The 25838-nt window shown below is 73.6% G+C and carries 20 protein-coding genes and 1 pseudogene; 9 read left to right on the top strand and 12 right to left on the bottom strand.

What is annotated here, in order from left to right:
- Window positions 1-105: 105 nt before the first annotated feature.
- The 3 genes from SCWH03_RS21285 (at window position 106) to SCWH03_RS21295 (ending at window position 5133) form a co-directional block, all read left to right on the top strand.
- Entirely contained in the window at window positions 106-1224 is a 1119-nt protein-coding gene (locus SCWH03_RS21285; RefSeq protein ID WP_173265901.1) for an LLM class flavin-dependent oxidoreductase, read from the top strand.
- 610 nt (window positions 1225-1834) lie between these two features.
- On the top strand, window positions 1835-3574 hold the full coding sequence (locus SCWH03_RS21290) for an N-acyl-D-amino-acid deacylase family protein (protein WP_173265902.1): 1740 nt from the start codon (window positions 1835-1837) through the stop codon (window positions 3572-3574).
- Between the two features lie 113 nt (window positions 3575-3687).
- The gene (locus SCWH03_RS21295; protein ID WP_173265982.1) at window positions 3688-5133 is read left to right on the top strand and encodes an aldehyde dehydrogenase family protein; all 1446 of its coding nucleotides are present in this window, start codon (window positions 3688-3690) and stop codon (window positions 5131-5133) included.
- A gap of 312 nt (window positions 5134-5445) precedes the next feature.
- Here SCWH03_RS21295 and SCWH03_RS21300 read toward each other — a convergent pair whose 3' ends face one another.
- Window positions 5446-6459, bottom strand: a complete 1014-nt coding sequence (locus tag SCWH03_RS21300) for an alpha/beta fold hydrolase (RefSeq protein ID WP_173265903.1) — start codon at window positions 6457-6459, stop codon at window positions 5446-5448.
- Between the two features lie 376 nt (window positions 6460-6835).
- Window positions 6836-7297 (bottom strand): MarR family winged helix-turn-helix transcriptional regulator, encoded by a 462-nt coding sequence (locus SCWH03_RS21305; RefSeq protein ID WP_173265904.1) that lies wholly within the window; start codon window positions 7295-7297, stop codon window positions 6836-6838.
- Between the two features lie 109 nt (window positions 7298-7406).
- Here SCWH03_RS21305 and SCWH03_RS21310 point away from each other — a divergent pair, with 109 nt between their 5' ends.
- The gene (locus tag SCWH03_RS21310; RefSeq protein WP_173265905.1) at window positions 7407-8258 is read left to right on the top strand and encodes an SDR family NAD(P)-dependent oxidoreductase; all 852 of its coding nucleotides are present in this window, start codon (window positions 7407-7409) and stop codon (window positions 8256-8258) included.
- Between the two features lie 339 nt (window positions 8259-8597).
- On the opposite strand, the gene SCWH03_RS21315 is transcribed toward SCWH03_RS21310, so the two are convergent.
- Window positions 8598-10082 (bottom strand): CehA/McbA family metallohydrolase, encoded by a 1485-nt coding sequence (locus SCWH03_RS21315; RefSeq protein ID WP_371872738.1) that lies wholly within the window; start codon window positions 10080-10082, stop codon window positions 8598-8600.
- Window positions 10083-10246: 164 nt separating this feature from the next.
- On the opposite strand from SCWH03_RS21315, the gene SCWH03_RS21320 reads away from it, so the two are divergent.
- Window positions 10247-11077: a TIGR03619 family F420-dependent LLM class oxidoreductase gene (locus SCWH03_RS21320; RefSeq protein ID WP_173265906.1), complete on the top strand. Its 831-nt coding sequence runs from the start codon at window positions 10247-10249 to the stop codon at window positions 11075-11077.
- A 133-nt stretch (window positions 11078-11210) separates the two neighbouring features.
- On the opposite strand, the gene SCWH03_RS21325 is transcribed toward SCWH03_RS21320, so the two are convergent.
- The gene (locus SCWH03_RS21325) at window positions 11211-11819 is read right to left on the bottom strand and encodes a hypothetical protein (RefSeq protein WP_173265907.1); all 609 of its coding nucleotides are present in this window, start codon (window positions 11817-11819) and stop codon (window positions 11211-11213) included.
- A gap of 371 nt (window positions 11820-12190) precedes the next feature.
- On the opposite strand from SCWH03_RS21325, the pseudogene SCWH03_RS21330 reads away from it, so the two are divergent.
- Window positions 12191-12481, top strand: a pseudogene (locus SCWH03_RS21330) (histidine phosphatase family protein); the annotation flags it as partial.
- 109 nt (window positions 12482-12590) lie between these two features.
- Here SCWH03_RS21330 and SCWH03_RS21335 read toward each other — a convergent pair.
- Entirely contained in the window at window positions 12591-13400 is an 810-nt protein-coding gene (locus tag SCWH03_RS21335; RefSeq protein WP_173265908.1) for a shikimate dehydrogenase family protein, read from the bottom strand.
- Window positions 13401-13578: 178 nt separating this feature from the next.
- On the opposite strand from SCWH03_RS21335, the gene SCWH03_RS21340 reads away from it, so the two are divergent.
- From SCWH03_RS21340 to SCWH03_RS21350, 3 genes are all read left to right on the top strand, one after another.
- Window positions 13579-14331: a siderophore-interacting protein gene (locus SCWH03_RS21340; protein WP_173265909.1), complete on the top strand. Its 753-nt coding sequence runs from the start codon at window positions 13579-13581 to the stop codon at window positions 14329-14331.
- A 64-nt stretch (window positions 14332-14395) separates the two neighbouring features.
- Window positions 14396-15442 (top strand): 3-dehydroquinate synthase family protein, encoded by a 1047-nt coding sequence (locus SCWH03_RS21345; RefSeq protein ID WP_173265910.1) that lies wholly within the window; start codon window positions 14396-14398, stop codon window positions 15440-15442.
- A 47-nt stretch (window positions 15443-15489) separates the two neighbouring features.
- A complete protein-coding gene (locus SCWH03_RS21350) occupies window positions 15490-16539 on the top strand; it encodes an aldo/keto reductase (protein WP_173265911.1) in 1050 nt (349 codons plus the stop codon).
- A gap of 56 nt (window positions 16540-16595) precedes the next feature.
- On the opposite strand, the gene SCWH03_RS21355 is transcribed toward SCWH03_RS21350, so the two are convergent.
- The 7 genes from SCWH03_RS21355 to SCWH03_RS21385 all read right to left on the bottom strand — a co-directional run bounded on the left by SCWH03_RS21355 (window position 16596) and on the right by SCWH03_RS21385 (window position 25416).
- Complete coding sequence (locus tag SCWH03_RS21355; RefSeq protein ID WP_173265912.1) at window positions 16596-17624, bottom strand: methyltransferase; 1029 nt, start codon at window positions 17622-17624, stop codon at window positions 16596-16598.
- Between the two features lie 189 nt (window positions 17625-17813).
- Window positions 17814-19244 (bottom strand): FAD-binding oxidoreductase, encoded by a 1431-nt coding sequence (locus SCWH03_RS21360; protein WP_173265913.1) that lies wholly within the window; start codon window positions 19242-19244, stop codon window positions 17814-17816.
- Window positions 19241-20641: a sulfate adenylyltransferase subunit 1 gene (locus SCWH03_RS21365; RefSeq protein ID WP_371872742.1), complete on the bottom strand. Its 1401-nt coding sequence runs from the start codon at window positions 20639-20641 to the stop codon at window positions 19241-19243. Before SCWH03_RS21365 ends, SCWH03_RS21360 begins: the two co-directional genes overlap by 4 nt.
- An 8-nt stretch (window positions 20642-20649) precedes the next feature.
- A complete protein-coding gene (cysD, locus tag SCWH03_RS21370; RefSeq protein WP_173265914.1) occupies window positions 20650-21537 on the bottom strand; it encodes a sulfate adenylyltransferase subunit CysD in 888 nt (295 codons plus the stop codon).
- Window positions 21534-22097 carry an adenylyl-sulfate kinase gene (gene cysC / locus SCWH03_RS21375; protein ID WP_173265915.1) on the bottom strand — a complete coding sequence of 188 codons (564 nt, stop codon included), beginning with the start codon at window positions 22095-22097 and terminating at the stop codon, window positions 21534-21536. The genes cysD and cysC overlap by 4 nt, the downstream gene beginning before the upstream one ends.
- Window positions 22094-23758 carry an FAD-dependent oxidoreductase gene (locus SCWH03_RS21380; RefSeq protein ID WP_173265916.1) on the bottom strand — a complete coding sequence of 555 codons (1665 nt, stop codon included), beginning with the start codon at window positions 23756-23758 and terminating at the stop codon, window positions 22094-22096. Before SCWH03_RS21380 ends, cysC begins: the two co-directional genes overlap by 4 nt.
- 17 nt (window positions 23759-23775) lie before the next feature.
- Window positions 23776-25416 (bottom strand): carbamoyltransferase family protein, encoded by a 1641-nt coding sequence (locus SCWH03_RS21385; RefSeq protein ID WP_173265917.1) that lies wholly within the window; start codon window positions 25414-25416, stop codon window positions 23776-23778.
- Window positions 25417-25838: the final 422 nt, after the last annotated feature.

The following is a 25838-nucleotide window of genomic DNA, read 5'->3' on the forward strand; positions in this document are numbered from 1 at the left end:
GGGTCACCGTCGCCTCCCTTGACGCCCGGGACGGGCGGTGGAACAGTCGGTCCCAACAGATCTGACGGTGCGTCAGGAATAGGCAGGACGGGACGGTGAGGCCCCGTGGAATTCGGGCTCTTTGTTCAGGGATACGTCGGCAGGCGCGCGGAGACCGACCCGCTCGCCGAGCACCGGGCGCTCATGGAGGAGACCGAGTACGTCATCGAGGCCGACCGGTCGGGCTTCAAGTACGCCTGGGCCTCGGAGCACCACTTCCTCGAGGAGTACTCGCACCTCTCCGCCAACGACGTCTTCCTCGGCTATCTGGCCCACGCCACCGAGCGGATCCACCTCGGCGCGGGCATCTTCAACCCGCTGGCGCAGGTCAACCACCCTGTCAAGGTCGCCGAGAAGGTCGCCATGCTCGACCATCTCAGCGAGGGACGGCATGAGTTCGGCTCCGGGCGCGGCGCCGGCTCGCACGAGATCCTCGGCTTCCTCCCGGGCATCACCGACATGAACCACACCAGGGAGATCTGGGAGGAGACCATCGCCGAGTTCCCCAAGATGTGGCTGCAGGAGGAGTACCAGGGCTTCCAGGGGAAGCACTGGTCCCTGCCCCCGCGCAAGGTCCTGCCCAAGCCCTACGGGAAGTCCCATCCGCCCATGTGGTACGCCGCCGGATCCCCGCCCTCCTACGCCATGGCGGCCCGCAAGGGACTCGGCGTGCTGGGCTTCAGCGTCCAGAAGGTCTCCGACATGGAGTGGGTGCTCGAGCAGTACAAGACCGCGATCCGCGAGGCCGACCCCATCGGCGACTACGTCAACGACAACGTGATGGTGACGTCCACCGCCGTCTGCGCCCCGACCCACGCGGAGGCGGTGCGCACCGCGGCGGCCGGCGGTCTGCACTACCTGCAGTCCCTGGTCTTCCGCTACCACGACACCTTCCCGCGGCCCGAGGGCTTCCCGGTCTGGCCCGAGACCCTGCCGGAGTACGACGAGGAGCTCATCGAACTCCTCATCCAGGAGGAACTGCTGATCTGCGGGGACCCCGACGAGGTGCTGGCGCAGTGCAAGCGGTGGGAGCAGGCGGGCGCGGACCAGCTCTCCTTCGGGCTGCCGATCGGGATCTCCAAGGAGGACACCCTCCGGACCATCCGGCTGGTCGGCGAACACGTCATCCCGAAGATCGACACGGATCCGGTCCACCGCACGACGCGCTTCCGCGAGGCCGCGTGAGAGGGGTCTGAGGCCCGGGCGGCGTTCTCCCCGCCGGGTGGCCGGCCGGGGTTTCCGGCCCGGGGCCGATGCTGGGCCGATCCGGCTCTCTCCGGGCCGCCGCTCCCCGCCTCTTCCCGCCGCTTTCCGCCTCCTCACGCCACGCGCCACACTCCGGGTCCCGTGCCGGGTACGAGTCGGGCGCCGCCCGCTCATCCCGCCCGGCTTCCCGGCACTTCCCGCACGGGCGGGACCCCGCCGGACGGGGGCCGGACGGTCGGACCGCGACCGGGGGTGCGCGTTCCGCTTCCGGCGGCGGGTCGAGTCCGCCCTGAGGAGAGGTGCGGTTCCGCGTACCAAAGGGCCGCGGGCGGTGGCATCCCGGGCCGCCTCCCGCATCCGGCCCGGTCGGAGGGTCGCACGGCCGCGGCCGGCCGCCACACCCCCGACCGGGCCACACCGGACTCCATACCGCTCCTCCTCCCCGTCTCCGGTTCTCCCCGTCTCCGGTCCTCCCCGTCCCCGATCCGCTTTCCTCCCTCTGCGCCCTTCCCCTCTGCGCCCTCGCCCCGCCTCCGTCCGCCCTTCCATCCGGCGCAACCCCGGCGCCCCGCACGCGAAAGGGACGACCATGCTCGACCACCTCATCACGCGCGCGACCCTCGTCGACGGCACCGGCGCCCCCGCCCGAAGCGCCGACGTCGGCATTCGCGACGGCCGTGTCGCCGTGATCGCCGGCCCCGGCACCGTCACCGAGGAGGCCCGGACCACCGAGAACGCGGCCGGGCTGGTCCTGGCCCCCGGCTTCGTCGACCCGCACACGCACTACGACGCCCAGCTGTTCTGGGACCCGTATGCCACCCCGTCGCTGAACCACGGCGTGACCACGGTCGTCGGAGGCAACTGCGGGTTCACCCTCGCGCCGCTGAGCCCCGACCGTCCCGAGGACGCCGACTACACGCGGCGGATGATGTCGAAGGTCGAGGGCATGTCCCTGGTCGCACTCGAAGAGGGGGCGCCGTGGGACTGGCGCACCTTCGGGGAGTACCTGGACGCGCTCGAAGGCCGGATCGCCGTCAACGCCGGCTTCATGGTGGGCCACTGCGCCCTGCGCCGCCATGCCATGGGCCCGTCCGCGACGGGCGGTCGGCCCACCGGGGAGCAGCTCCGCCGGATGACCGCGCTCCTGCGGGACGCCATGGACGCCGGTGCCTGGGGACTGTCCACCACCCAGTCGTCCACCCACACCGACGGCGACGGCGCCCCGGTGGCCTCCCGGCACGCGGAGCCCGCCGAACTCCTCGCGCTCGCCCGTGCCGTCGGCGAGCACGAGGGAACCCAGCTGGAGGCCATCGTCGCCGGCTGCCTCGACCGGTTCGCCGAGGCGGAGATCGACCTGCTCGTCGAGATGAGCGCCGCCGCGGGCCGGCCGCTCAACTGGAACGTGCTCACCGTCGACGCGGCCGTCCCCGATCGGGTCCCCCGCCAGCTCGTGCCGAGCGAACGGGCCCGCCGGGCCGGTGGCAGGGTCGTCGCCCTCACCATGCCCATCCTCACGCCGATGAACATGTCCCTGGGCACCTTCTGCGCCCTCAACCTCATCCCCGGCTGGGGCGAGATCCTGGGCCTTCCCCTCCCGGAGCGGATCGCGAGGCTCCGCGACCCGGACGTCCGCGCCGGGATGCTGCGCCGCGCCCGGTCCCGGGAGGCGGGCGTCTTCCGCAGGCTCGCCGACTTCGACCGGTACGTCATCGGCGACACCTACTCGGCGGCGAACGACGGACTCACCGGACGTGTCGTGCGCGACATCGCCGCGGAGCGCGGCCAGGACGCCTTCCGGTGCCTGGTGGAGATCTGCGCCAACGACTCCCTGCGCACCGTCCTGTGGCCGATGCCCGGCGACAACGACCCGGCCAGCTGGGCGCTGCGGGCGGAGACCTGGCGGCACGAGGACGTCCTGCTCGGCGGCTCCGATGCGGGCGCGCACCTGGACCGGATGTGCGGGGCGCCGTACACCACGCGGTTCCTCGGCGACTGCCTGCGCGGCCGGAAGCTGGCGGACCTTGAGGAGGCGGTGCGGATGCTGACCGACGAACCGGCGCGGCTGTTCGGGCTGCGCGGGCGGGGCCGGGTCGCCGAGGGCCACCACGCGGACCTGGTCCTCTTCGACCCGGAGCGGATCGACGCGGGGCCGGCGACCCTGGTCCACGACCTGCCCGGCGGGAGCCCCCGCCTCGACTCCCGCGCGGAGGGCGTGGTGTCCGTGCGGGTCAACGGGGTCGAGGTCATCCGCGAGGACCGGGTGACCGGCGCCGTACCGGGCCGGGTGCTGCGCTCGGGCCGCGACACCGGGACGGTGAGCACGAAGTGACGCAAGGGCCCGCCGCGCCGCAGCGGTCCGGAAATCCGCCGCGATCCCCCGCACACCCGCCGCCCGCCGCACACCCGCGGTCCGCCGCGTCCCGGCGGCTTCCCGCGCAGCGGCTGTTCATCGGCGGCGAGTGGGTCGAGCCGGACCGCGGCCACTACGAGGTGGTGAACCCGGCCAGTGAGGAGGTCGTCGGCCTCGCCCCCGAGGCGAGCCGGGACCAGGTGTACGAGGCGGCCGCGGAGGCTCGGGACGCCTTCGAGGCGTGGTCGCGCACCGCCCCCGAGGAGCGGGCGGCTGTCCTGGACCGGGCCGCCGACGTGATCCGGCGCGAGTTCGAGGCGTACGCGGAGCTCGCCCGGGCCGAGACCGGCGCCACCACGGGCACGGCGCGTGCCATGCAGGTCGGGGTCGGGGTGTCCCGGTTCCGCAGATACGCGAGGGGCGCGCTGGAGCCGGTCGAGCGGGGTCTGCCGCCGCAGGTCGTCGAGGCTGCCGGGCCGACGGGGCGGGCGGGCGTCTTCGGCGCGCTCGCAGCACGCCGCCCGGTGGGGGTGGTCACCTGCATCACCTCGTACAACAACCCCTGGGCGAACCCGGCGGGCAAGGTCGCCCCGGCCCTGGCGATGGGCAACACGGTCGTGGTGAAGCCCGCCCCGCAGGACCCGCTCTCGGTGTACCGGATGGCGGAGGCTCTCGCGGAGGCCGGCGCCCCACCGGGGGTCGTCAACGTGGTGGGCGGTTCCCGTGCGGAGGTGGGGGAGGCGGCCGTGGACTCGCCCGATGTCGACATGGTCAGCTTCACCGGTTCCACGGCCGTCGGCCAGCGCATCGGCGAGGTGTGCGGGCGGAGCGTCAAACGGCAGCTGATGGAGCTGGGCGGCAAGGGAGCCGCGCTGGTCTTCGACGACGCCGACCTCGACTCCGCGGTGCTGGGCATCGGTACGACGTTCGCCTTCTACAGCGGCCAGATCTGCACCGCGCCGACCCGGGTGCTTGCCCAGCGCGGCGTCTACGACCGGCTGGTCGAGCGGCTCGCCGCGTTCGCGGGCCGGCTGAAGGTCGGGGACCCGGCGGACCGGGACACCGCGGTCGGGCCGGTGATCTCCGCCGCCCACCGGGAACGCGTCGAGTCGTACATCGAACTGGGGAGGAAGGAGGGCGCGCGCCTGGTGATCGGCGGGGAGCGGCCCGACGCGGCGCGCGGCTTCTACGTCGCCCCGGCGCTCCTCGCGGACTGCGGCAGCGGTATGCGCGTCGTCCGGGAGGAGATCTTCGGCCCCGTGGTGGTCGTGGTGCCGTTCGACGACGAGGCGGAGGGGGTGGAGCTGGCCAACGACAGCGACTACGGGCTGATCGACTACGTCTGGTCGGGTGATGTGGCCCGGGCGTTCCGGGTGGCGCGGCGGCTGCGGGCCGGCGGGGTCGGCGTCAACACGGTCGGCCGGAACATGGAGGCGCCGTTCGGCGGCTTCAAGAAGAGCGGGGTGGGGCGGGACGTGGGCTCCTACGCGCTGCACGCGTACAGCGAGTTGCAGGCGATCGTGTGGCCGGGCGGGTGAGCGGGCGGGCTGCCTTGTCGCCCGGCACCCCGTCACCGGTGGTTCGGGACTGACGGTTGCGCGGCCCACGCGAACGGCCCGGCAGCGGGGTCGGGCCGTTCGGCCGGCAGCCGGCAGTCGGCAGCCGGCAGTCGGAAGTAGGAAGCCGGGGCAGCCGGAAGGGGGCCGGTCCCGGGCCGCCGGCCGGACCCGGACCCGGACCCGCAGCCGAGGCCGGAGCTGTGGCGGGGGCGGGGGCGTCCGGGGCCGGCGGTGGGGCCGCTCGGAGCAGGTGGCAGGTGGCAGGCAGCCCGTGACCGTTCGGGCGCGGGGTCAGGGCCGCCCGGGCCCGCCCGGAAGTGCCCGCAGCCAGTCGACCAGCAGCCTGCCGACCTCCTCCGGCCGTTCCTGCTGCACCCAGTGGCCGCAGCCCTCCAGGATGTGGCAGGACACCAGGCGGGGAAGCGTGGCCGGGTAGGCCTTGATGGCGTCCGCCATCCACACGGTGGGCCCGTCGTGCTCCCCGCCGATGAACAGGGACGGCTGGGTGATCGGGGCTCCGTCCCAGGCCGCGAGATCCGCCCAGTCCCGGTCCATGTTGCGGTAGCGGTTGAGCGGCCCGGTCATCCCGCCGCGCTCGAACTCGCCCGCGTAGAAGTCCAGGTCCTCCTCGCTCAGCCAGGAGGGCAGCGGGCCGCGGGGGAACCGGTCGGAGAGCTTTCCCCCCGGCGAGACGAAGGAGCGGGGGCCCTCGGCGGACGGCTCCGCGTCGCCCGAGGCCCCGGCGTAGAACCCCGCCAGCCAGGACCTGACGTCCGGCTCGATCTCGGCCTCCGCCCTGCCTGGCTGCTGGAAGTAGTGGATGTAGAACTCGTCTTCCCCGCCGCTCCCCGCGAGGGAGTCGGTGGGGCGGGCCGCGCCCCGGGGGGAGTAGGGCACGCTGAGCAGTGCCACGGCGGTGAAGAGATCCGGGCGCAGCAGGGCGGTGTTCGCGGCGATGGGGGAGCCCCAGTCGTGCCCCACCACCACCGCCGACTCCGCGCCGAGGGCCTTCACCACCGCGACGTTGTCGGCGACGTGCCCGAGCATCCCGTACGCCTCCCGCGCGGCGGGTTTGGACGACCGCCCATAGCCCCGGACGTCGATCGCGACCGCGTGGTAGCCGGCCGCGGCGATCACCGGGAGCTGGTGCCGCCAGGAGTACCAGGACTCGGGGAACCCGTGAACCATCAGGACCAGCGGCCCGGCGCCCTGTTCCACCAGGTGGATGCGCCCGCCCGGGGTGTCCACCATGCGGTGCCGCGGTGTCGTTCCGGAAGCGGCGGAAGAGCTGGCGGACTGCGGCATCCTGCCTCCTGGTGTGTCGCCGGGCTCCGGCGGGGTGCCGGACGGTGGCCCGTGCGGAAGAACATCGGTGGTACGCGCGAAGACATCGGCAACACGCGTGACGTCGTCGGTCACACGCGTCACGTCGTCGGTCACACTCAGGCATACCCCTCGGCCGCGCTCCTCGCACGTAGCGCCGGACGGCCGGGTGACTCCCGGGAGGTGCCGGGCCGTCGCACCCCGGACTTCCGGCCGCCCCGGCCGCCCTGGATTTCCTGAATGCCCTGGATCTCCGGGCCGCCGAATCGCAGAGTCGCCGGTCGCCGGGTCGCCGGGCCCCCGAATCGCGGGGCCCCCGAATCGCGGGGCCGCGCGCCCGCGGCGGGCGTCGTCCCGATCAGGCGTCCTTGTGGGCCTTGAGCTTGCGCCAGACCGCGCTCAGCGCCGCCATGTCCTCCTGCTCCAGGACGTCGGTGAAGACCGGGGCCAGGCAGGCGCGCCGGGTCGCGTCCGCTTCCTCGAACACCGTGCGCCCCTCAGCGGTGAGCGCGACCTCGACGGATCGGGCGTCCCTGGCCGACGGGGTGCGCGAGACCAGTCCGCGGGCCTGCAGCGCGTCCAGCACGCGGGAGACCTGGCTGCGGCTGAGCATGGTGCTGTTGCCCAGTACGGAGGCGGAGACGGGCCCGTCGCTGCTGGCGAGCCAGAGCATCACCTCGAACCAGGAGACGGGCAGGTCGTGGGCCTTGGTCAGCGCGCGGTCGACGCGTTCGGTGAGTACGGTCCCGGCCCAGACCAGGCCGTAGAAGGCGTGATCGGCCTCGGACATCTCCGCCGGGGGGAGCTTCCTGGTCGCCATGCCTTCGATCATACCGACTTGCGTGCGTGTGCACACAATGTTTAAGGTGTGTGCACACACAAGCATTGCTCCTGTGTGACTCCCCGTTCCCGACCCGAAGGAACCCCTCATGCCCTCCACCGCCACCACCAAGGTCGTCCTGATCACCGGCACCTCCTCCGGCATCGGCCTCGCCGCCGCGGTCGCCGCCGCCCGGGCCGGCTGGCACACCGTCGCGACCCTCCGCGACCCGCGGCGCGCCGACGCCCTGCGCAAGGCCGCCGGTGAGGCCGGGGTCGAACTCGACATCCGGCAGCTCGACGTCGTCGACGAGGCCTCCGTCGCCGCCGCGGTCGACGGAGTGGTCGCCGACCACGGACGGCTCGACGCAGTGATCAACAACGCGGGGGCGGGGCACCTGGGAACCTTGGAGAACGGCACCGTCGCCGATGTCCGCAAGGTCATGGAGGTCAACTTCTTCGGCGTCCTCAACGTCTCCAAGGCCGCCCTTCCCCATCTGCGCGCGACCGGGGGGCGCCTGATCACCGTCACCAGTGTCGGCGGGGTCGTCGGCCAGCCCTTCAACGAGGCCTACTGCGCGGCCAAGTTCGCCGTCGAGGGCTACATGGAGAGCCTGGCGCCGGTGGCCGCCTCCGTCGGCGTGGGCGTGTCGGTCGTGGAACCGGGGGCCGTGGCAACCGAGTTCGTCAACAACGTCGGGCTCGACCTGGAAGCGGAGATGGCGGCGGCGGGCCCGTACGCCCCGGCCCTCGACGCCTATGTCAACCGCACGGTCGCCCAGTTCATGAACGGCGCCCAGACCCAGGACGAGGCGGCCGCGGCCGTACTGGAGGCGCTGACGGCGGATGACGCACCGTTCCGGATCCAGACGTCCGAGTGGGCGCGCGACTTCACCGGTATGAAGCTGAAGGACCTGGACGGCTCCGCGGTAGTGGGGACGACGCGCACCTGGGTCGCCTGAGCCGGTGCCCGGGGCGGGTGGGATCGGCCACCGCCGCCGTCTGCGGATCTGATCCGGCAGCCGCGGCGGTCCGGACCCCGCCTGTGCCCGGACTCCAGCCCGGACTCCCGCCCGCACCCCGGCCCGGGCCCGCTGTTCGGGGCCGCTGTTCGGGGCCGGGGCGGGGCCGGGGCAGGGGCCGTTCGCCGGCGGCTGAGGCCCCGGGGCCGACAGGCCGGCGGCTCGGGCCCGGCCGCTCGGGTCCTGCACAAGAGGGGCTCCTGAGGCCCGGAACCGCCCGGGACCACCCATGCGACGGCGCCCGGCGGCGCCCGCAGTACCCGGCGGCACCCGGCCGGCCTACGCCGGGTGCCCCAGGAACACCGGGTTGGTGAACGCCGCCAGCGGCCCGGGGAGGCCCGGCACCGGTACGGCCGCCGGGTGCCGCACCTCCGCGCGGACGTACGCCGCGTGCGCCGCCGTCGTACGCCACTCCACCGTGCCCCTGCCCTCAGCCGGGAGCGCCGCGGTGTGCAGCACCCCCTGGTCGGTGACGATCCGGACGGTTCGCCCCGGGGCGCCGGCGACCTCCAGCCGGACCGTCACCGGGGTGCCCTGGCCGACCCGGAGCCGCTCGCCGATGCCGGCACGCCTGCCCCGGCCCCCGTACGCGGCGAACGACAGCGACACGGCGGACGACTCCGCCACGTAGGAGCGGCCCGCGCGCAGCCCGTCCAGGACCGCCTCGCGCGTCAGGTCGTCGGCGAGTACCACCGTCTGCGGGGTGCCCACCGCGTCCGGATCCCGGTGCGCGTCGCTGCTGCCCAGAGCGGGAATCCAGCGGCCGCCCGAGCGGACGGAGGCGGCCAGGGTGCTGTCCCAGTCCGCCAGGGACACCTCGTCGTCCGGGGTGTAGGGCCCGTTCCACACCTCCACCGCGTCCGCGTCGACGAAGCCGAACCTCCAGCCGCAGCCGATGCAGGTAGCGTGCGGATGGGCGGGCACGACGAGGCCCCCGGCCCGGCGGATCGCCCGGGCGTAGCGGCCGAAACGGTTGTCCCGGGCCCGGTAGCGCCAGTCGACGAACGTCCCCGGGTCGGTGCCGACCGCCACCACATGGCCGTTGCGGGTGGTGACCTCCTCGCCGAGGAGTACCAGCAGGTCGTCACCGGCGGCGTCCGCCCACGCCCCGTGCGCCGCGTGTGTGTTGTGCTCGCTGCTGTTGACGAAGTCCAGCCCGGCGGCGCGGGCGAGCGCCGCGATCTCACCGGGGGTGCGGCGCCCGTCCGAGTACCAGGAGTGCAGATGGCAGTCGCCCCGGTACCAGGCACGGCCCCGGCCCTGCGCCCGCTCCGGCGGATACACCGGCTCCGGCGTCGGCGCGGGCCTGCCGCGGACGAGCGTGACGGCCACGGTGTACGCGAGGCCCTGCGGCGCGATCGTGTACGGGCCGAGCACGATGTGCCAGGTGCCCGCCCGGACCGGCCCGGGGAGGTAGCCGGGCGTCGCCTCGTCGCCCCGGATGAAGAACTCGCCGCGCGCCCCGCCCGACCAGCCGCGGAAGCCCTCGCCGCCGAGCGCGGTGCCCCGCTCGTCGAAGATCCCGATGTCGAGGGCGTTCCCCTGCGTTCCGGCCGGGACCTGCGGCCTGCCGTAGGTGTACGACACCCGGATCTCGGCCACCCCGCGCGGCACCTCGACCGGCAGATACACGAAGTCGGGGGAGCCGGGCGGCAGGATGCCGCGCACGACCCGGGTGGTGTGCCCGTCCGCTGCGTCCGCTGCGTCCGCTGGCTCGGCGAAGCTCACACCGCCCAACGTAAGCGCGGCGGCGGCTCCCGTCACGAACAGCCGGCGCCTGCTGAGGTCCGCGTCGTCCTCGTCGCCCCTGCCGAACTCCCGCGCCCGACCGCCGCCCCCACGTCCGCCCGCCCTCTCGGAAACCCGCGCCGCAGCGCGTAGCGTGTCCCCGCCAAGCACCCCACGGCCGACGAGGCGGAGGAGCCGCTGTGCGGATCTCGACCACGATCTTCCTGACGGACGAGACGATCACCCCGGTACGGCTGGCGCGGGAACTGGAGGAACGCGGCTTCGCGGGGCTCTACCTGCCCGAGCACACCCATATCCCGGCCGAGCGGACCTCCCCGTATCCGGCGGGCGGCGACCTGCCGCCCGAGTACGGCCGCACGCTCGACCCGTTCGCCGCCCTCGCGCAGGCCGCGGCGGTCACCACCGTCCTCGGTCTCGGCACCGGCATCACGCTGGTCGCCCAGCACGACCCCATCGCCCTCGCCAAGCAGATCGCCACCCTCGACCACCTCAGCGGCGGCCGGTTCACCCTCGGCGTCGGCTTCGGCTGGAACAGGGAGGAGGCGGCGGACCACGGCGTGCAGTGGTCGACCCGGCGCGACCTCGTCCGCGACCGCATGCATCTGATGCGCGCCCTGTGGGCCGCCGAACCCACCGCGTACGACGGTGACTTCGGATCCGTCCGCGCCTCCTACGCCCACCCGAAGCCGGCGAGCGGCCCCGCGCCCCGCACCCTCGTCGGCGGCGCGGCCGGCCCGCGGCTGTTCTCCCACATCGCCGACTATGCCGACGGCTGGCTGCCGATCGGCGGCCGGGGCCTCACCGAGTCCGTCCCCGTCCTGCGTGCCACCTGGCAGCGGGCGGGCCGCGACCCGGGCGCCCTCCGGATCGTCCCGTATGCCGTCCTCCCCTCGGAGGGCAAGCTCGCCCGCTACGCCGAACTGGGCTGCGAGGAGGCCGTCCTCCAACTCCCGTCGGCGGGGGAGGAGGAGGTGCTGCGGGTGCTCGACGAGTACGGGAAGTACCTGTGACCCGTGCGCCCCACCCGGCGCCGGCAAAGCGATCAGGCCGGGGAACCGAGCCGCTCGGCCCCTCGGATGCGGCCGCGCGGCGCACCGCTGCCCCGTCCTCGGAAGCGGGCGGGGCCGCTCCCGGCCCGGCGGGTCACGCTGTCGGGCGCCAGTCGGCCTCGGGCCACCCGTGCTCCACGAACCCGGTGGGAACCTGCGCACAGGGGGCGTAGACGCTGACGAACAGCGTCGTCGTCGATTCGTTCCACCGCACGTCGACCTGGTAGCCGTCGGCCGGGTCCTCGAATCGAAAGCCCAGCTGGCGGTAGCCCGTGACGGCACGGTCGCCTTCGTGGGTGAGCCTCCACCCCTGCCGGACCAGTTGCCCGCGTACGCGCTGCTGCGCCTCGCGGGCGGTGGCTTCGGGGACGTCGGGCACGCTCCAGTCGAGCCCGAAGCTCCGGACGTCGCTCCGTGCCTCGTCGATATGGGCGATGCCCCTCAGCCCGCGGGAGTAGCAGGCGCCGGTGACGACTCTGCCCGGGCCCGCGGCGTGCTTCTCCTGCAGGGCGAAGCCGTCGTACACCTCGTCGGAGCGAGCCGTGAGCCGTTGCGCGACCGCGTCGGGGTCGGCCGAGGGATACGGTGCACCGTTCCCTGCGGCATTCCATGCGAAGTTCCCCGCCACCGCGGCGACGGCCAGCAGGATCACCACCGCCGCGATCCCCGTGACGGCGGACGGGACGGACTTTTCGGAGGCCACGGCTCTACCTGGTCGGCTCTGGAACATGCTGGTGACCGTAGGCGCCGGTAGGGCGCGCCGCATGAGTAGCCGTACCTGGATCGATCCGTGCGAGAAGGTGCGAGGGGGCGAGCATCCACTTCCTCGCCGACGTGTCGTGTCGAGCATCCGATCGATCCGCGCTGCGACGTCGCCAATCCGTCTTGGCTACCCCTCGCCACTAGCGCCGGAAGGCGACAGGCAAGCGCGCGTGCGGCCTCATGACGACGCCCCCCGCCGTCCGGTGGCGGGGGCCGGTCAATCAGAGGCGGGGCAAGGTCACACGATGCGGAAACCGTCGTGTTGGACGGCAGCAATGAACGACGACCAGGCCGACGACTCGAAGGCAAGCGCCGGGCCCCGGGCTCGCGGCGGCGGCACTTGAGGAGTTCACCGGACCCGTCGCCGGAGACCAACCGCGCCACGAACTCGTCGTCACCCACAACTTCCTGGTCGGCTGGCTCGTCCGGGCCGCCCTCGAAGCGCCGAAGTGGCGGTGGCTGGGCATCAACCACGCCAACGCGGCCCTGACCGTCATCCGCTACGCACCCGGCCGCCCCCCGGGGGTTCTGCTCTTCAACGACACCGGCCACCTCCCCGCCGAACTCCGCTGGACCGGCTTCCCGCCGGAGCTCCGCGTCTGACGCCCGCAGACGAGACCGGCGGAGCGCCGCCCCTGCCCGCCGACGGCGGGCAGGTGGTGGCCAGGACCCCCGGTGCCGGGAGTCCTGGCGCGGTATCCCGGTGCTCCGGTCAGGCGCGCGGTCCCCCGAGGCCGAAGAAGTCCAGGTACAGCTCGAGTTGGTGCGCCAGCATCGCGGCGCCGTAGTGCACCAGGAGGCCGTGCCTCTCCGCTGTGCGCAGCAGTGCGGTGCGCCGGGGCTTCATGACGATGTCGACCACCACCGTGCTGCGGGGAAGGAGCGCGGGATCGAAGGGCAGCGGATCCTCGGGGCGCATGCCCAGGGGAGTGGCGTTCACCGCCAGATCCGCCGCCACGGGGCCTGCGGCACGGTGCAGGCGGCCCCGGAAATGCGGTGAGAGCCGTTCGGTGAGCGTGTGCGCCCGGTGCCCGTCGAGGTCGGTGATCGTGAGTTCGGCACCGGCCGACAGCAGGGAGACGGCGATGGCGCTCCCCGCCCCGCCCGCGCCGACGAGCCAGACGTGCCTGCCCGCCGGTTCGTGTCCGGCCGCGCGCAACCCCCGCACGAAGCCCTCGCCATCGAAGTTGCCGGCCTCCCACCGGCCGTCCGGGGCACGGCGCATCGCGTTCGCGCCGTTGCTGAGCGCCGCCGCGGGAGCCACCACGTCGGCCAGGTCCAGGGCGGCTCTCTTGTGCGGCACGGTGACAAGGAGCCCGTCGACGTTTCCGGTGCTCTGCAGCCCCCGGACCACGGTGGCGAGTCGTGCTGGTGTGGCGTGCGCCGGCACCAGTACGGCGTCGATGCCGTGCCGGGCGAACAGCGCGTTCATCATCGAGGGTGCCTGCACCTGCTCGACCGGATCGCCGATCACGGCGAACAACCTGGTACTTCCGGTGATGAGCCGCTGTTCCGATGTCATACCGAACCCTCCGACATCCTTGGCCAGGCCCCGGTGCGTCCCGAATCCCGGGAACCCTAACCGTGAGCCGCCAGGGGATCAACGGGGCCCGGTGCCCGGGCGCGCGGGGCCCCGTGCCCGGGCATACTGAACGGCGGCGGAGGTCCGACTGGCCGAGGAGGCCGAGGAGGCGGAGCGGGTGGGTGTCTCTGACGTGCCGCGGCGCGGCGCGGGGCAGGGCCGGCGGTTCCCTGACGCCCGGATGCTGGAGGTGAGGGTCGCCGCGGTGCGCGACGTCACCCCGGGTATGCGGGAGCTGGTCCTCACGGGGCCCGCGCTCGCGGTCCTGCGCGGCAGACCGGGCGCGCACCTGCCGCTTGAGGTGCCGGACGGGGACGGAGCGCCGCGTCTGCGCACGTACTCGGTGTGGACGCACAGTCCGTCGCGCGCCACCCTGGCGCTGCGGATCGCGCTGCACCGGCCGGGGGGTCCGGGCAGCCGGTGGGCGGGGTCCGCGGTGATGGGGGATCGGACCCGGGTGGGTGTGCCGCGCAATCGGATCACGCTGGAGCCCCGGGCTCGCTACCACGTCTTCATCGGCGAGGAGACCGGCGCCGTGCCGCTGCTGGCCATGCTGGCCGCGCTGCCCGCAGAGGCGGCGGTCTGCGGCGTGCTGGAGACGGCCGGGCCGGACGGTGAGTTCTCAGCTCCGCACGGTCCGCACCGCCTTCCCTGGGTGCACCGGGGCCGCGCCTCCCCCGTGGGGTCGAGGGTGCTGCTGGCGGCCGTGCGGCGGTTGCAGTTGCCGCCCGAGCCGGGCATCGCCTATGTCGCGGGTGAGGCGGCGACCTGCCGGGCCGTGGTGCGCCATCTGTGCGGTGAGCGGGCCTGGCCGCGCTACGCGGTGAAGACCCAGGTCCACTGGGCCGCGGGCCGGACCGGCATCCTGTGAGCAGGGTCGGCGGTGCCTGGAGGCGCTCTCGCGCGGGGCGGACGGCGCGCGCTATAAAGAGCACATGACGCGTACACGGCATGCAGCTGAGGTGCGGCGCATCGACGTGTCACTGGGGGCGCGCTCCTACGCCGTGCATATCGGCCCCGGAGCCCGCACCCTGCTGGCCGGGATCGTCCGGGACCTCGGGGCGCGCCGGGCCGCCGTCGTCACCGCCCCGCCTCCCGTCGAGGCGCCCGATCCGGGCGTTCCGGCCCTGCGGCTGCCGCTGCCCGACGGCGAGGAGAACAAGACACCGGCCGCGGTGGAGCGGCTGTGCGGCGCGTTCGCCGACTTCGGGCTCACCCGCACCGATGTCGTGGTCTCCTGCGGCGGCGGGACCACCACCGACACGGTGGGCCTCGCGGCCGCCCTGTACCACCGAGGCGTTCCCGTGATCCATATGCCCACCACCCTGCTCGCCCAGGTCGACGCGAGCGTCGGCGGCAAGACGGCGGTGAACCTCGCCCAGGGCAAGAACCTCGTCGGCGCCTACTGGCAACCCGCCGCGGTGCTCTGTGACACCGGCTATCTGCGGACCCTGCCGGAGCGCGAGTGGCGCAACGGCTACGGCGAGATCGCCCGCTGCCACTTCATCGGCGCCGGCGAACTGCGCGGGCTGCCGGTCGCCGAGCAGATCGCCGCGAGCGTACGGCTGAAGGCCTCCGTGGTGGCCGCGGACGAACGCGACGAGGGCCTGCGGCACACGCTCAACTACGGCCACACACTGGGCCATGCCCTGGAACGCGCCACCGGCTACGCGTTGCGGCACGGTGAGTGCGTGGCGATCGGTACCGTGTTCGCGGGACGCCTCGCCGGTACCCTCGGGCGGATCGGGCCCGACCGGGTCGCGGAGCACGAGGAGGTCGTACGCTCCTACGGGCTGCCCGGCGCGCTGCCTGCCGATGTCGACGACGCGGCCCTGATCCCGCTGATGCGGCTCGACAAGAAGGCGACGCGCGGCCTGGGGTTCGTGCTCGACGGGCCGGGCGGTGCGGAACTGGTGCAGGACGTACCGGAGGCCGAGGTGGCCCGCACACTCGCCGGCATGCCCCGAACCGGGCGGCTGTAGCGAGCAGGACCTGATCAGCAGTCGGGACGACCGGAGGCGAAGGACGCATGGAGCGACGCATCCTCGGTGGAACCGGGATGTCGGTGAGCGAACTGGCCCTGGGCACCATGATGTTCGGTTCCTGGGGCAGCCCCGACCGGCGGGCGGCGCACACGGTCATCGGCATGGCCCTCGATGCCGGGATCAACCTGGTCGACACCGCCGACATCTACGGTGAGGGCGGCACCGAGGAGATCGTCGGAGAAGCGCTCAGGGGCCGGCGCGACGACGTGGTGCTCGCCACCAAGTTCCACGGCCCCATGGGCCGGGACCCGAACCACCGGGGAAACTCCCGCCGTTGGATCATGCGGGCCGTCGAGGACAGCCTGCGCCGGCTCGGCACCGACCGCATCGACCTCTACCAGGTCCACGGAGTGGATCCCGACACCGACATCGACGAGACGCTCTCCGCGCTGTCGGACCTGGTGCGGGCGGGCAAGGTCCGGGCGATCGGCACCTCCAACTTCCCCGCCGACCAGCTGGTCGAGGCCCGCTGGACCGCCGAGCGCCGTGGACACGTGCACTTCCGCTCCGAGCAGCCCGCGTACTCCCTCCTCAGCCGGAGTGTGGAGATGCACGTGCTGCCGACCGCGCAGCGGCACGGCATGGGCGTCCTCGCCTGGGGTCCGCTGAGCGCGGGCTGGCTCTCCGCGCGCGACGCCACGCCGGGGAAGGGCCGTACGGTCCTGGAACCGCAGCGGTTCGACCTCACCGTGCCGGCGAACGCGGCCAAGGCGCGGGCGGTGAGCCGGCTGCGGGAACTTGCGGCCGAGGCCGGGATGCCGCTCACCCATCTCGCCCTGGGCTTCGTCCAGGCGCACCCGGCCGTGACCTCAGTGATCATCGGGCCCCGGACCGCGGACCAGCTCACCGACCTGCTGGCCGGTGCCGGGAGAGTCCTGGACGACGGGATCCTCGACCGGATCGACGGGATCGTGCCGCCCGGCAGCGACCTCAACCCCGCCGACAACCACGCCGTCCGCCGGCTGCTCGCCGACCCGGCGCGCCGCCGGCGGCCGGGGCCGGTCCGGGGCGCACGGGGGACGGCCCGCCGCTGAACGGGCAAGCCCCGCAGGGTCGCGGGGACGGGCGCGGGGCTCCCCCACCCGGGCGCTCAGGCCCGGACCGTCTCCAGGATCCGCAGGTCACCGCCGACCGGGATGCTCCGCCGCACCCTGAGGCCCGCCCGCTCGGCCAGTCGCCGGTAGTCCGACTCGGGCCGGTCCTGGCCGCCGACCAGCACCGTCAGCAGCAGCCCCCGGAACAGTGCCTCCTGGTCGGAGTTCCCGTCCACCATGCTCTCCATGATCAGCAGCGGTACGCCGGGGCGCATGGACGTCCGGATCCGGGCCAGGATGCGCACGATGGTGTCGTCGTCCCAGTCGTGCAGCGCGCGCTTGATCGTGTACAGGTCCGCGCCCGCCGGTATCTCCTCGAAGAAGTCCCCGGCGACCGTCTCGTACCGCCCGTCGACGCCCGCCTTCGCGAGGAGTTCCTCGGCCAGCGGCACGATCTCCGGCCGCTCCAGGACCGTGCCGCGGACCGTGCGATGCTCGGTGAGGATCGCGGCCAGCAGACTGCCGAGCCCGCCGGCGACGTCGACCACGTGCCCCGCGTCCGGGAAGTCGTAGGCGCGGGCTATTCCGGCGCTCTCCGCCTCAGAGACGGTGCTCATCGCCGCGTTGAACCGGCGCTTGGCGTCCGGGTCGCTCTTGGTCAGCTCCCAGAAGGAGATCCCGTTCGCCTTCTCGAAGGACGACTCGCCGGTGCGCACCGTGTGCAGCAGGTCGCCCCACGCGGCCCAGTGCCAGTTCGCCGCCATGAACCGGGCGTCGGTCGACTCCGGGCTGCCCGGTTCGGCCATCAGCACCGCCGACAGCGGCGTCTGGGCGTAGGTCTCCCCGTCCGGCAGCCGCAGGAACACCCCGAACGTGCTCAGCACGCGCAGCAGCCGGCCCAGGGTCGGTGCGTGCGTGCCGGTGCGCTCGGCCAGGTCGGCCACGGTCCGGTCGCCCTCGGCCAGCAGGTCGGGGATGCCCAGTTCGGCGGCGACGTGGACGGCCCGCGCCCGCCAGGCCCCTTGCAGCAGCTCCACCATCTGCCGGTTGACGCCCTGGTCCAGAGTCTTGACGTGCTCAGTCATGGGAATCTCCGCAATCGCTCGTCGGGGGATCGGCCGGCAGAGTGGGGCGCGCGGTGGCGCCGGGCGGTGAGGGCCTGGTGCCGCGCCAGGCGGGGCTCGTCCGCCAGCGAGCGGTGCCCGGAGCGGCGCGGGGCACCGCGGTGCCCCGCGCCGGGCGTCGCGTCGAGGCGGACCTCCCCTGACGCGGCACTACTGAACGGCCGCCCGCGGTGGGATGTTGTGGTTGTAGCGGAACATGTTGCCCGCGTCCCAGACCGTCTTCAGGTCCACCAGGCGCTCGTACGCCTCGGGCTCGTACGCCTCGCGCACGTACGGGGGGGAGGTGTGGGCGACGCCCGCCATGAAGTTGAGCATGCGGGTACCGGTGGCCCACGGCGCAAACGCCGCCACGACCCGGTCGTGGCCCTCGTACACCGCCTCGTCCTCGCCGATGCCGAGGACTCCCGCCGAGTACACCTGGAACCGCGCCTCGGGGAAGTGCGCGACCGCGTTGGGCACCTGCGGCGGGCGGGCCAGGGCGCCGCCGAGGTGGCGGACCTCCAGGCTGACCGCGCTCTTCGTGCCGGGTCCCACCAGCCCCAGGATCGTCTCGACCGTGTCCTCGTCCAGGGTGCCGAGCTGGAAGTTGTTGATGTGGTACGAGCCGGCGACCGGGGGGTCGTTGTGGATGGTGCCGACCTGTGTGTAGGGAATGTCGGTGACGGTGTCGAGCAGGATCGGCGCCACCTCCCGCAGCGGCCGGACCAGCCGCTCGCCCTCCGCGGGGTCGCCGAGGTAGCTCAGCCGCAGGTGCAGGGCGAAGCGTCCGCGCAGCTCCTCGGGTACGCCGTCGACGTCCGGCCAGTCCAGCATGAAGAAGGACGAGGCCATCTCCTCCGGCATCCCGGCGACCCAGGTGCGGTACAGGTGCAGTGCGTCCCGCACCGACTCGGCCGGGTACCACAGACCGCCGGCGTACAGCCGGGCGACCTCCACCAGCCCGACCTCGAGCGCGGTCACCACACCGAAGTTGCCCTTGCCGCCGCGCAGCGCCCAGAACAGGTCCGGGTTCTCTTCCCGGTCGGCGAAGCGGAGTTCGCCGTCGGCGGTGACCACCTCGATGCGCCGGACGTGGTCGGCCGCGTAGCCGTAGCGCCGGGAGAGGACGCCGATGCCGCCGCCCAGCACATAGGAGACGGCACCGACGAAGGGGGCGGAGCCGTTCAGCGGGGCGAGGCCGTGCTCGGCGGTGAGGGGGATGACGTCCTGCCACAGCGCACCGGCCTCCAGTCGCGCGGTGCGCCGCTCCGGGTCCACCCGGATCCCGTTCATGGCACGCGTGGACAGGAAAACCGCGTGGTCGTCGGCGGGCAGGCAGGCGCCGTGCCCGGTGGCCTGGACGGCGACGCCCATGGCGTGGTCGCGGGCGAAGCGGACCGAGGTCACCACGTCCTCGGCGTCCGCCACGGCCACGACCAGCGCGGGCCGGTGCTCGACGGCCCGGTCGAAGCCGCTGATGTGCTCGGCGAAGCCGGGCTCGTCCGGCAGGAACACGGGGCCCTTGACGTCCTCGCCGAGTCGCCGGACGCTTTCCGGGGGCGGGGCCGGGGCCGTTCCACTCGCCGGGTTCCACTCGCTCACTGGCTATCCTCATCCTTGTCGTTCTTGTCGTTCTTGTCGTTCTTGTCGTTCTTGTTGTTCTTGTTGTTCTTGTCGTTCGGCGCTGTGCGGGTGCCGGCGGCGCCTGTGCGGTACACCGGCCCGGGGCCCGCCATGCAGGCGGCGAGCGTACTGCCGTCGTCGGGGTCGATGAGCAGTAACGAGCCAGTGCGCCGGGAGTCCCGGTAGGCGTCCGGAGCGAGGGGTTCGGCCGTGTGCAGCACCACGCGCCCGAGGCCGCCCGCACCGAGCCGGTCCGGGGCCGGCTCCTCGCCGAGCAGGCTCGGGCCGAGCCGTGCGGGGATGTCGGCGACCAGGGCGCGCACCGTTCTCGTGGTGTGCTTGACCAGGACCCGGTCGCCCCGGCGCAGCGGGCGTTCGTGCAGATGGCAGACGGTGGCCTCGACGGTGCGGGTGAGCGGCGGCTCCTGGCCCGCGGGCACGATCAGGTCGCCGCGCGCCACGTCGACGCTGTCGGCGAGCAGCAGGGTGACCGACTGCGGAGCCGAGGCACGGTCCACCGGTAGGCCGAGGGCGTCGATACCGCTGATGGTGGTGGCGGACCCGGACGGCAGGACGGTCACCCGGTCGCCGACGCGGAACGTGCCGGCGGCGATCCGGCCCGCGAAGCCCCGGTAGTCGGGGTGTGCGGCGGTGCGCGGCCGGATGACGTACTGGACCGGGAACCGGGCGCCCGCCCCCGCCGGTTCGCCGGCCGGCGGCACGGTCTCCAGATGGTGCAGCAAGGAGGGGCCGCCGTACCAGGAGAGTCGCGCGGAGGGGGTGACGACCTGGTCGCCGAGGAGCGCCGACAGCGGGATCGCGGTCGTCTCCGGGATGCCCAGCCCGCGCGCCAGGCCGGTGAACTCCGCCGAGACCGCGGTGAACTCCCGCCGCCCGTAGTCCACGAGGTCCATCTTGTTGACGGCGAGGACGACGTGCGGGACCCGTAGCAGCGCGGCCACGGCGGCATGCCGGCGGGTCTGCTCCACGACGCCGTTGCGGACGTCGACGAGGATCACCATGAGGTCGGCGGTGGACGCCCCGGTGACCGTGTTGCGGGTGTACTGCACATGCCCCGGGGTGTCGGCCATGGCGAACCGGCGCCGGGGGGTGGCGAAGTAGCGGTGCGCCACGTCGATGGTGATGCCCTGCTCCCGCTCGGCCCTCAGCCCGTCGGTCAGCAGCGACAGGTCCGGGCCGGTGGCACCGGCAGGCCTGCCGATCGCCGTCAGCTGGTCGGCGAGGACGTTCGCGGAGTCGTACAGCAGGCGCCCGGCGAGGGTGGACTTGCCGTCGTCCACGCTGCCGGCGAGGGCGAACCGCAGCAGTGTGGTCTGACCGGGGCAAGGCTCCGCGCCGGTGGGCGGCGTCGTGATCGGCACGGCTAGAAGTACCCCTCCCGTTTGCGGTCCTCCATGGCGGCCTCGGAGACCTTGTCGTCGGCGCGGGATGCGCCGCGCTCGGTCAGGGGGGAGGCGGCGATCTCCCGGATGACCTCCGCCACCCTGGTCGCCGCCGACTCCACGGCTCCGGTGCACGACATGTCGCCGACCGTGCGGTAGCGCACCTGCCGCTTCTCCACGCGCTCGCCGGGATGGGGCCCGCCCCAGTCGCCCGCGGTGAGCCACATCCCGTCGCGCCGGAAGACCTCCCGGCGGTGGGCGAAGTAGATGTCCGGCAGCGCGATGCGCTCGTCGCCGATGTACTGCCAGACATCGAGCTCCGTCCAGTTGGACAGCGGGAACACCCGGACGTGCTCGCCCGGGGCGTGCCGGCTGTTGTACAGCTCCCACAGCTCGGGGCGCTGCCTCCGGGGATCCCAGACGCCCCACTCGTCGCGGAGGCTGAACACCCGTTCCTTCGCCCGGGACTTCTCCTCGTCGCGCCGGGCGCCGCCGAACACCGCGTCGAAGCGGTGGGCCTCGATGGCGCGCAGCAGGACCGGGCTCTGCAGGGCGTTGCGGCTGCCGTCCGGGCGTTCCGCCAGCTCGCCGCTGTCGATGCGCTCCTGCACCGAGGCCACGTGCAGCCGCAGCCCGTACCGGGCCACGGTCCGGTCGCGGTAGGAGATCACCTCGGGGAAGTTGTGCCCGGTGTCCACGTGCAGGAGGGGAAACGGCAGCGGCGCGGGGGCGAAGGCCTTCAGCGCGAGATGCAGGACGACGGCGGAGTCCTTGCCGCCGGAGAACAGCAGCACCGCCCGCGGGCACTCGCCGGCCGCCTCCCGGATGATGTGGACGGACTCCGACTCCAGTTGGGCCGTGTGGTTCACGCGAGCCCCCGCTCCTGCAGAAAGCCGAGCAGCAGGGCGGCCGACTCCTCCGGGCACTGCCGGTGGGCCGGGACGGCGAGGTCGGGCGGGCACGGCGCCTCGTACGGGTCGTCGACGCCGGTCAGCCCCACCAGGTCGCCCGCCGCCTGGCGCGCGTACAGCCCCTTCACATCCCGCTCGGCGCACACCTGGACCGGGGTGGCGACATGGATCTCCAGATAGGGGGTGCCGGACCGCTCATGGCGCTTGCGGACGGCCTCCCGGGCATCGGCGTAGGGGGCGATCACCGGGACCAGGGCGAGGACGCCGTTGCGGGCCAGGACCTCGGCGATCAGGCCGATGCGTGCGACGTTGGCACATCGGTCCTCACGGCTGAAGCCCAGGTCGGCGGTGAGCAGGGCCCGGTTCTCGTCGCCGTCGAGGACCTCCACCCTGCGGCCCTGAGGCGTCAGCCGGCGGGCCAGCTCCCTGGCAAGGGTCGACTTGCCGGCACTCGGCAGCCCGGTGAGCCACACGGTCGCGCCGGGCCGGCAGGTGCAGTGGGGGCTTGGGCGTGTCATCGGCCACTCCGCAACGTCAGGGGATGGGTGCCGGTGCCGGCCGCGTCCGTGCGGAGGATCCTCCGCACGGACGCGGCCAGCACCTGGTGCCGCCGGGCCCCGGTCGGGAGCGCGGCGGCGGTGCAGCGCCAGGCCACGAAGCCGTCCGGCCGCACCAGCAGGGCGCCGCCCGGGCCGGTGCCGCAGGTCCGGGCCAGCGGCACCGGGGGGTGCAGGATCCTGGCGGTGAGCGGGACCGCCAGCTCCCCGGCGACCTCGGCCGCGGTCCGCCGCCATCCGTCGTCGCAGCCGAGCAGGAGGAGCCGGTGGCCGGCGGCGCCCGGCGCACACAGATCGAGGGTGGAGCCCTGCCCGGACCGGCCGTCCGGCCCGGGCGGGAGCGGTATGTGCGGCAGCCGGGTACCCGGCGCGCCGGACAGCTCGAAGGTGTCGGGAAAGGGAGCGCCCGGTCCTGCCGGGCCGCCGATCACCGCGGCGGAGCGGTAGCGGTAGCCCATGGCGATGGTGCGCGGATCGGACACCTCGGCGCCGAGCCGCTCGGCCGGGATGCCGTCGAGCAGCAGGGCCTGCTCGGCGGTCGCGATGCCGATCGGGCGGCGTTCGGCGTCGTAGCTGTCGAGCAGCGCGGGGCCGGCCCAGCCGTGCAGCACCGCGGCGAGTTTCCAGGCCAGGTTGTGCGCGTCCTGGATGCCCGCGTTGGAGCCGTAGCCGCCGGCGGGCGGATGCAGATGGGCGGCGTCACCGACGAGGAAGACGGGTCCCTCGCGATAGCGCTCCGCGACCCGGTGCCGGGCCTGCCAGTGGAAGGTCGCCGTCAGCTCCACCGGGATGCCGCCGGTTCCGAGCGCGGCTCGCACCAGTTCGAGGCAGCGCCCGGGGTCGGGTTCCCCGGCGGGGCCGCCGACGGCCTCGCTCTCCACGGCGGCCGCCCACCGGTGGTCGGTGTCCAGTTCCATGACCGCGCCCGAGAACCCCGGGTTCTCGATCATGCTCATGAAGAACCGGCGGCCCTTCAGCAGCGGGGTGAGGTCGGCCCGGAACAGGATGCTGGTGCGGCGCGCGATCGTCCCCAGGCCGTCACGGGCGATCCCGGCGGCCTCGGGTATCCACCCGTGCGCCCCGTCCGCGGCGATCAGATACCGTGCGGTCACGGTCCTCGTACGGCCGTCCCCGGCCCGTGTCCGCGCCACGACACCGTCGTCGCGCACCGACAGCCCGGTCAGCGCCTCACCGAACCGGATGTCCGCGCCCGCCCGTGCGGCGGCCTCGCGCAGCAGCGGTTCCGTGCGGTGCTGCCCGCACCAGAACGGCGGGCACGGCCCCGGTACGGCGAGTTCCTCCTCCCCGGTCTCCAGCACCTCGGCGCCGTCGAGAGCGGACAGCGAGGAGACGCCGACCACCGTGCGGGGCAGCACCCGGTCCGGATCGGTGAGCGCGCGCGGATCGCTGCCGGCGACCACCTCGAACCCGGCCTTGGCCATCGCCTCCTGAAGCCCGGCCTCGCGCAGCAACTCCATCGTTCGGCGGGTGACATGGGTGGCCCGCGGCAGGGTGGAGGTGCCTGGCCTGCGCTCCACGAGCCGCACCGCGACCCCGGCGCGGGCCAGGAAGAGCGCGGTCGCCAGCCCCGACGGCCCGCCCCCGACGACCAGTACGGTCATGGCCGCAGCTCCTCCGCTCAGGCCTTGCTCACCAGCTGATCGCCGACGACGAGATGGTCCAGGTTCATGGCGGCGAAGGCCTCGACGGCCTCCTCCGGGGTCTCCACGATGGGCTGACCCGCCACGTTGAACGAGGTGTTGAGCAGTACCGGGCAGCCGGTCAGCCGGTCGAACTCGCCCAGCAGCCGGTACACCGCCGGGTTCTGTGCCTCCTCCAGAGTCTGGTGCCGTGCCGTGCCGTCCACATGGGCCGCCGCCGGGATGGCATCGGGACGGGTGACCTTCGTGACGATCAGCATGTACGGCGAGGGCTGCCCGAGGTCGAAGTACTCGTCGCTGCGCTCGGCGCGGGTGATCGGCGCGTACGGTCGGAACCACTCCCGGAACTTGACGTTCTCGTTCAGGTGGTCGCGCACGGACGCCGGGAACGGGGCGGCGAGGATGCTGCGGTGCCCGAGCGCCCGCGGACCGAACTCGCTGCGCCCGTCCCACCAGCCCACGATCCGGCCCTCGGCCAGCAGCGCGGCCACCTCCCCCGGCAGGTCCTCGGGGGTGCGGGCGGGCAGCCCCGAGGCGGCGACGGCCGCACGGGCCCGGGAGCGCGGGTACCGGGGACCCAGGTAGGCGTTCTGCAGGGCGGGCAGCTCCGCCATCGGCACGCCCTGGAGCTCGTGCAGCCCGTAGTAGGCGCAGCCGAGGCTGATGCCGTTGTCCCCGGCGGCGGGCACCACGAAGAGCCGCTCGAACGGGGTCTGCGCAAGGATGCGGCCGTTGGCGACGCTGTTGAGGCCGACACCGCCCGCGATGCACAGGTCGGTCAGCCCGGTCCGCTCGTGCAGCGCGCGGGCGCAGTGCACCAGGGCGCTCTCCAGCACTTCCTGGGTGGCGCGGGCGATGGCCGCCCGGGTGTCGAAGTCGGCCCCGTCGGCCAGCCGTCCCAGCAGATGGGAGGCCTTGCCGGCGGAGATGGCGACACCGCCCCCGGGCAGCAGGGTGACCAGGTCCGCCAGGTCGTCCACGAACCGCTCGTCGCCGTACGGCGCGAGGCCCATGGTCTTGCCGTCCTCGCTGACCGGGAAACGGGTTTTCGGCCCGGTGTAGGCGAGCCCGATGGCGAGGCTCGCGGCGCGATACAGATGGCCGAGCGAGTTGTCGGTCTCACCGGGCTGGTAGTAGGCGGTCTCCGAGCCGACGTCCACCGCATGCGCCCCGCTGACCCGGTCGAGCAGCCGTATGCCCTGCTCGTCGGCGACGAAGGAGCTGATGGTCTCCGCCTCCCGGGCGGCGGACCCCTGCTTGTCGCCGGCGGTGAGACTGCCGGAGTTGTCGCACACCAGCACCGCGGCCCGCGCCATGCCGGATGCGCCGAACGCGCTGTAGGCGTGCGCGAGATGATGGTTGATCACCGTCGCCCGCCGCCGGAAGGAGTGGTAGAAGGGCCGGGGCACCAACTCGCAGGCGACCACGTGCTCCACCTCGACCGCGGTGGTGCCCAGCTGTCCCAGGCACGCCTGCCGGCTCGCGCCCGCCAGCAGATCCGCACCCAGGCCGTACTTGCTGCGCACGAGCCGTTCCTCGTCCACCGCGACGATCCGGCTGCCGTCGGTGGCGCAGGAGGCCCAGTCGTGCCCGGATCCACCTAGGCCCAACACGGTCATCTCATGGTCCTTTCCGGGTGAGGGACATCGATCGGGACAGACGACGCCCGGCGCCCGGGCCGGGGAACCGCCGTGGATGCCGGATGGGTCGAACGGGCCGGCCTGGCGCAGAGGAGGGCCGACGTGCGGCCGGTGAGCGACGCGCGCACCGGACCCGCCGAGGACGCGCAGTGACGTGAGCGACGTGCAGACGGCCTGGGGACGGCGGGAGAAAAGCCCCGTGGGAACGGCGGCGAGAGGGAGAACGGGAAGCCGAACGGACAGCCGCACTGTAGTCAAGCTGTGGCGAGCACTGTCAAGGACTCGTCCGCACCGCCCTCCGTAGTTGACTCAAATACCCTCACCAGCGGTCGGTGCGAAGGCCGCACCGGTGCTCCCGCCGCCCGGTCACCGCCCCGTACCCGCGATGGGGTGCGTTCCTT

Origin of the sequence: Streptomyces pacificus, from assembly GCF_011766325.1 — a bacterium.
GTDB classification, from domain to species: domain Bacteria; phylum Actinomycetota; class Actinomycetes; order Streptomycetales; family Streptomycetaceae; genus Streptomyces; species Streptomyces pacificus.

What these genes read in the sequence shown, in the direction of transcription:
- SCWH03_RS21305 (WP_173265904.1), bottom strand. Translation starts at nt 7,297, where the DNA reads ATGGCGACCAGGAAGCTCCCCCCGGCGGAGATGTCCGAGGCCGATCAC.
- SCWH03_RS21345 (WP_173265910.1), top strand. Translation starts at nt 14,396, where the DNA reads ATGACGCGTACACGGCATGCAGCTGAGGTGCGGCGCATCGACGTGTCA.
- SCWH03_RS21290 (WP_173265902.1), top strand. Translation starts at nt 1,835, where the DNA reads ATGCTCGACCACCTCATCACGCGCGCGACCCTCGTCGACGGCACCGGC.
- SCWH03_RS21335 (WP_173265908.1), bottom strand. Translation starts at nt 13,400, where the DNA reads ATGACATCGGAACAGCGGCTCATCACCGGAAGTACCAGGTTGTTCGCC.
- cysC (WP_173265915.1), bottom strand. Translation starts at nt 22,097, where the DNA reads ATGACACGCCCAAGCCCCCACTGCACCTGCCGGCCCGGCGCGACCGTG.
- SCWH03_RS21380 (WP_173265916.1), bottom strand. Translation starts at nt 23,758, where the DNA reads ATGACCGTACTGGTCGTCGGGGGCGGGCCGTCGGGGCTGGCGACCGCG.
- SCWH03_RS21310 (WP_173265905.1), top strand. Translation starts at nt 7,407, where the DNA reads ATGCCCTCCACCGCCACCACCAAGGTCGTCCTGATCACCGGCACCTCC.
- SCWH03_RS21300 (WP_173265903.1), bottom strand. Translation starts at nt 6,459, where the DNA reads ATGCCGCAGTCCGCCAGCTCTTCCGCCGCTTCCGGAACGACACCGCGG.
- SCWH03_RS21385 (WP_173265917.1), bottom strand. Translation starts at nt 25,416, where the DNA reads ATGACCGTGTTGGGCCTAGGTGGATCCGGGCACGACTGGGCCTCCTGC.
- SCWH03_RS21355 (WP_173265912.1), bottom strand. Translation starts at nt 17,624, where the DNA reads ATGACTGAGCACGTCAAGACTCTGGACCAGGGCGTCAACCGGCAGATG.
- SCWH03_RS21350 (WP_173265911.1), top strand. Translation starts at nt 15,490, where the DNA reads ATGGAGCGACGCATCCTCGGTGGAACCGGGATGTCGGTGAGCGAACTG.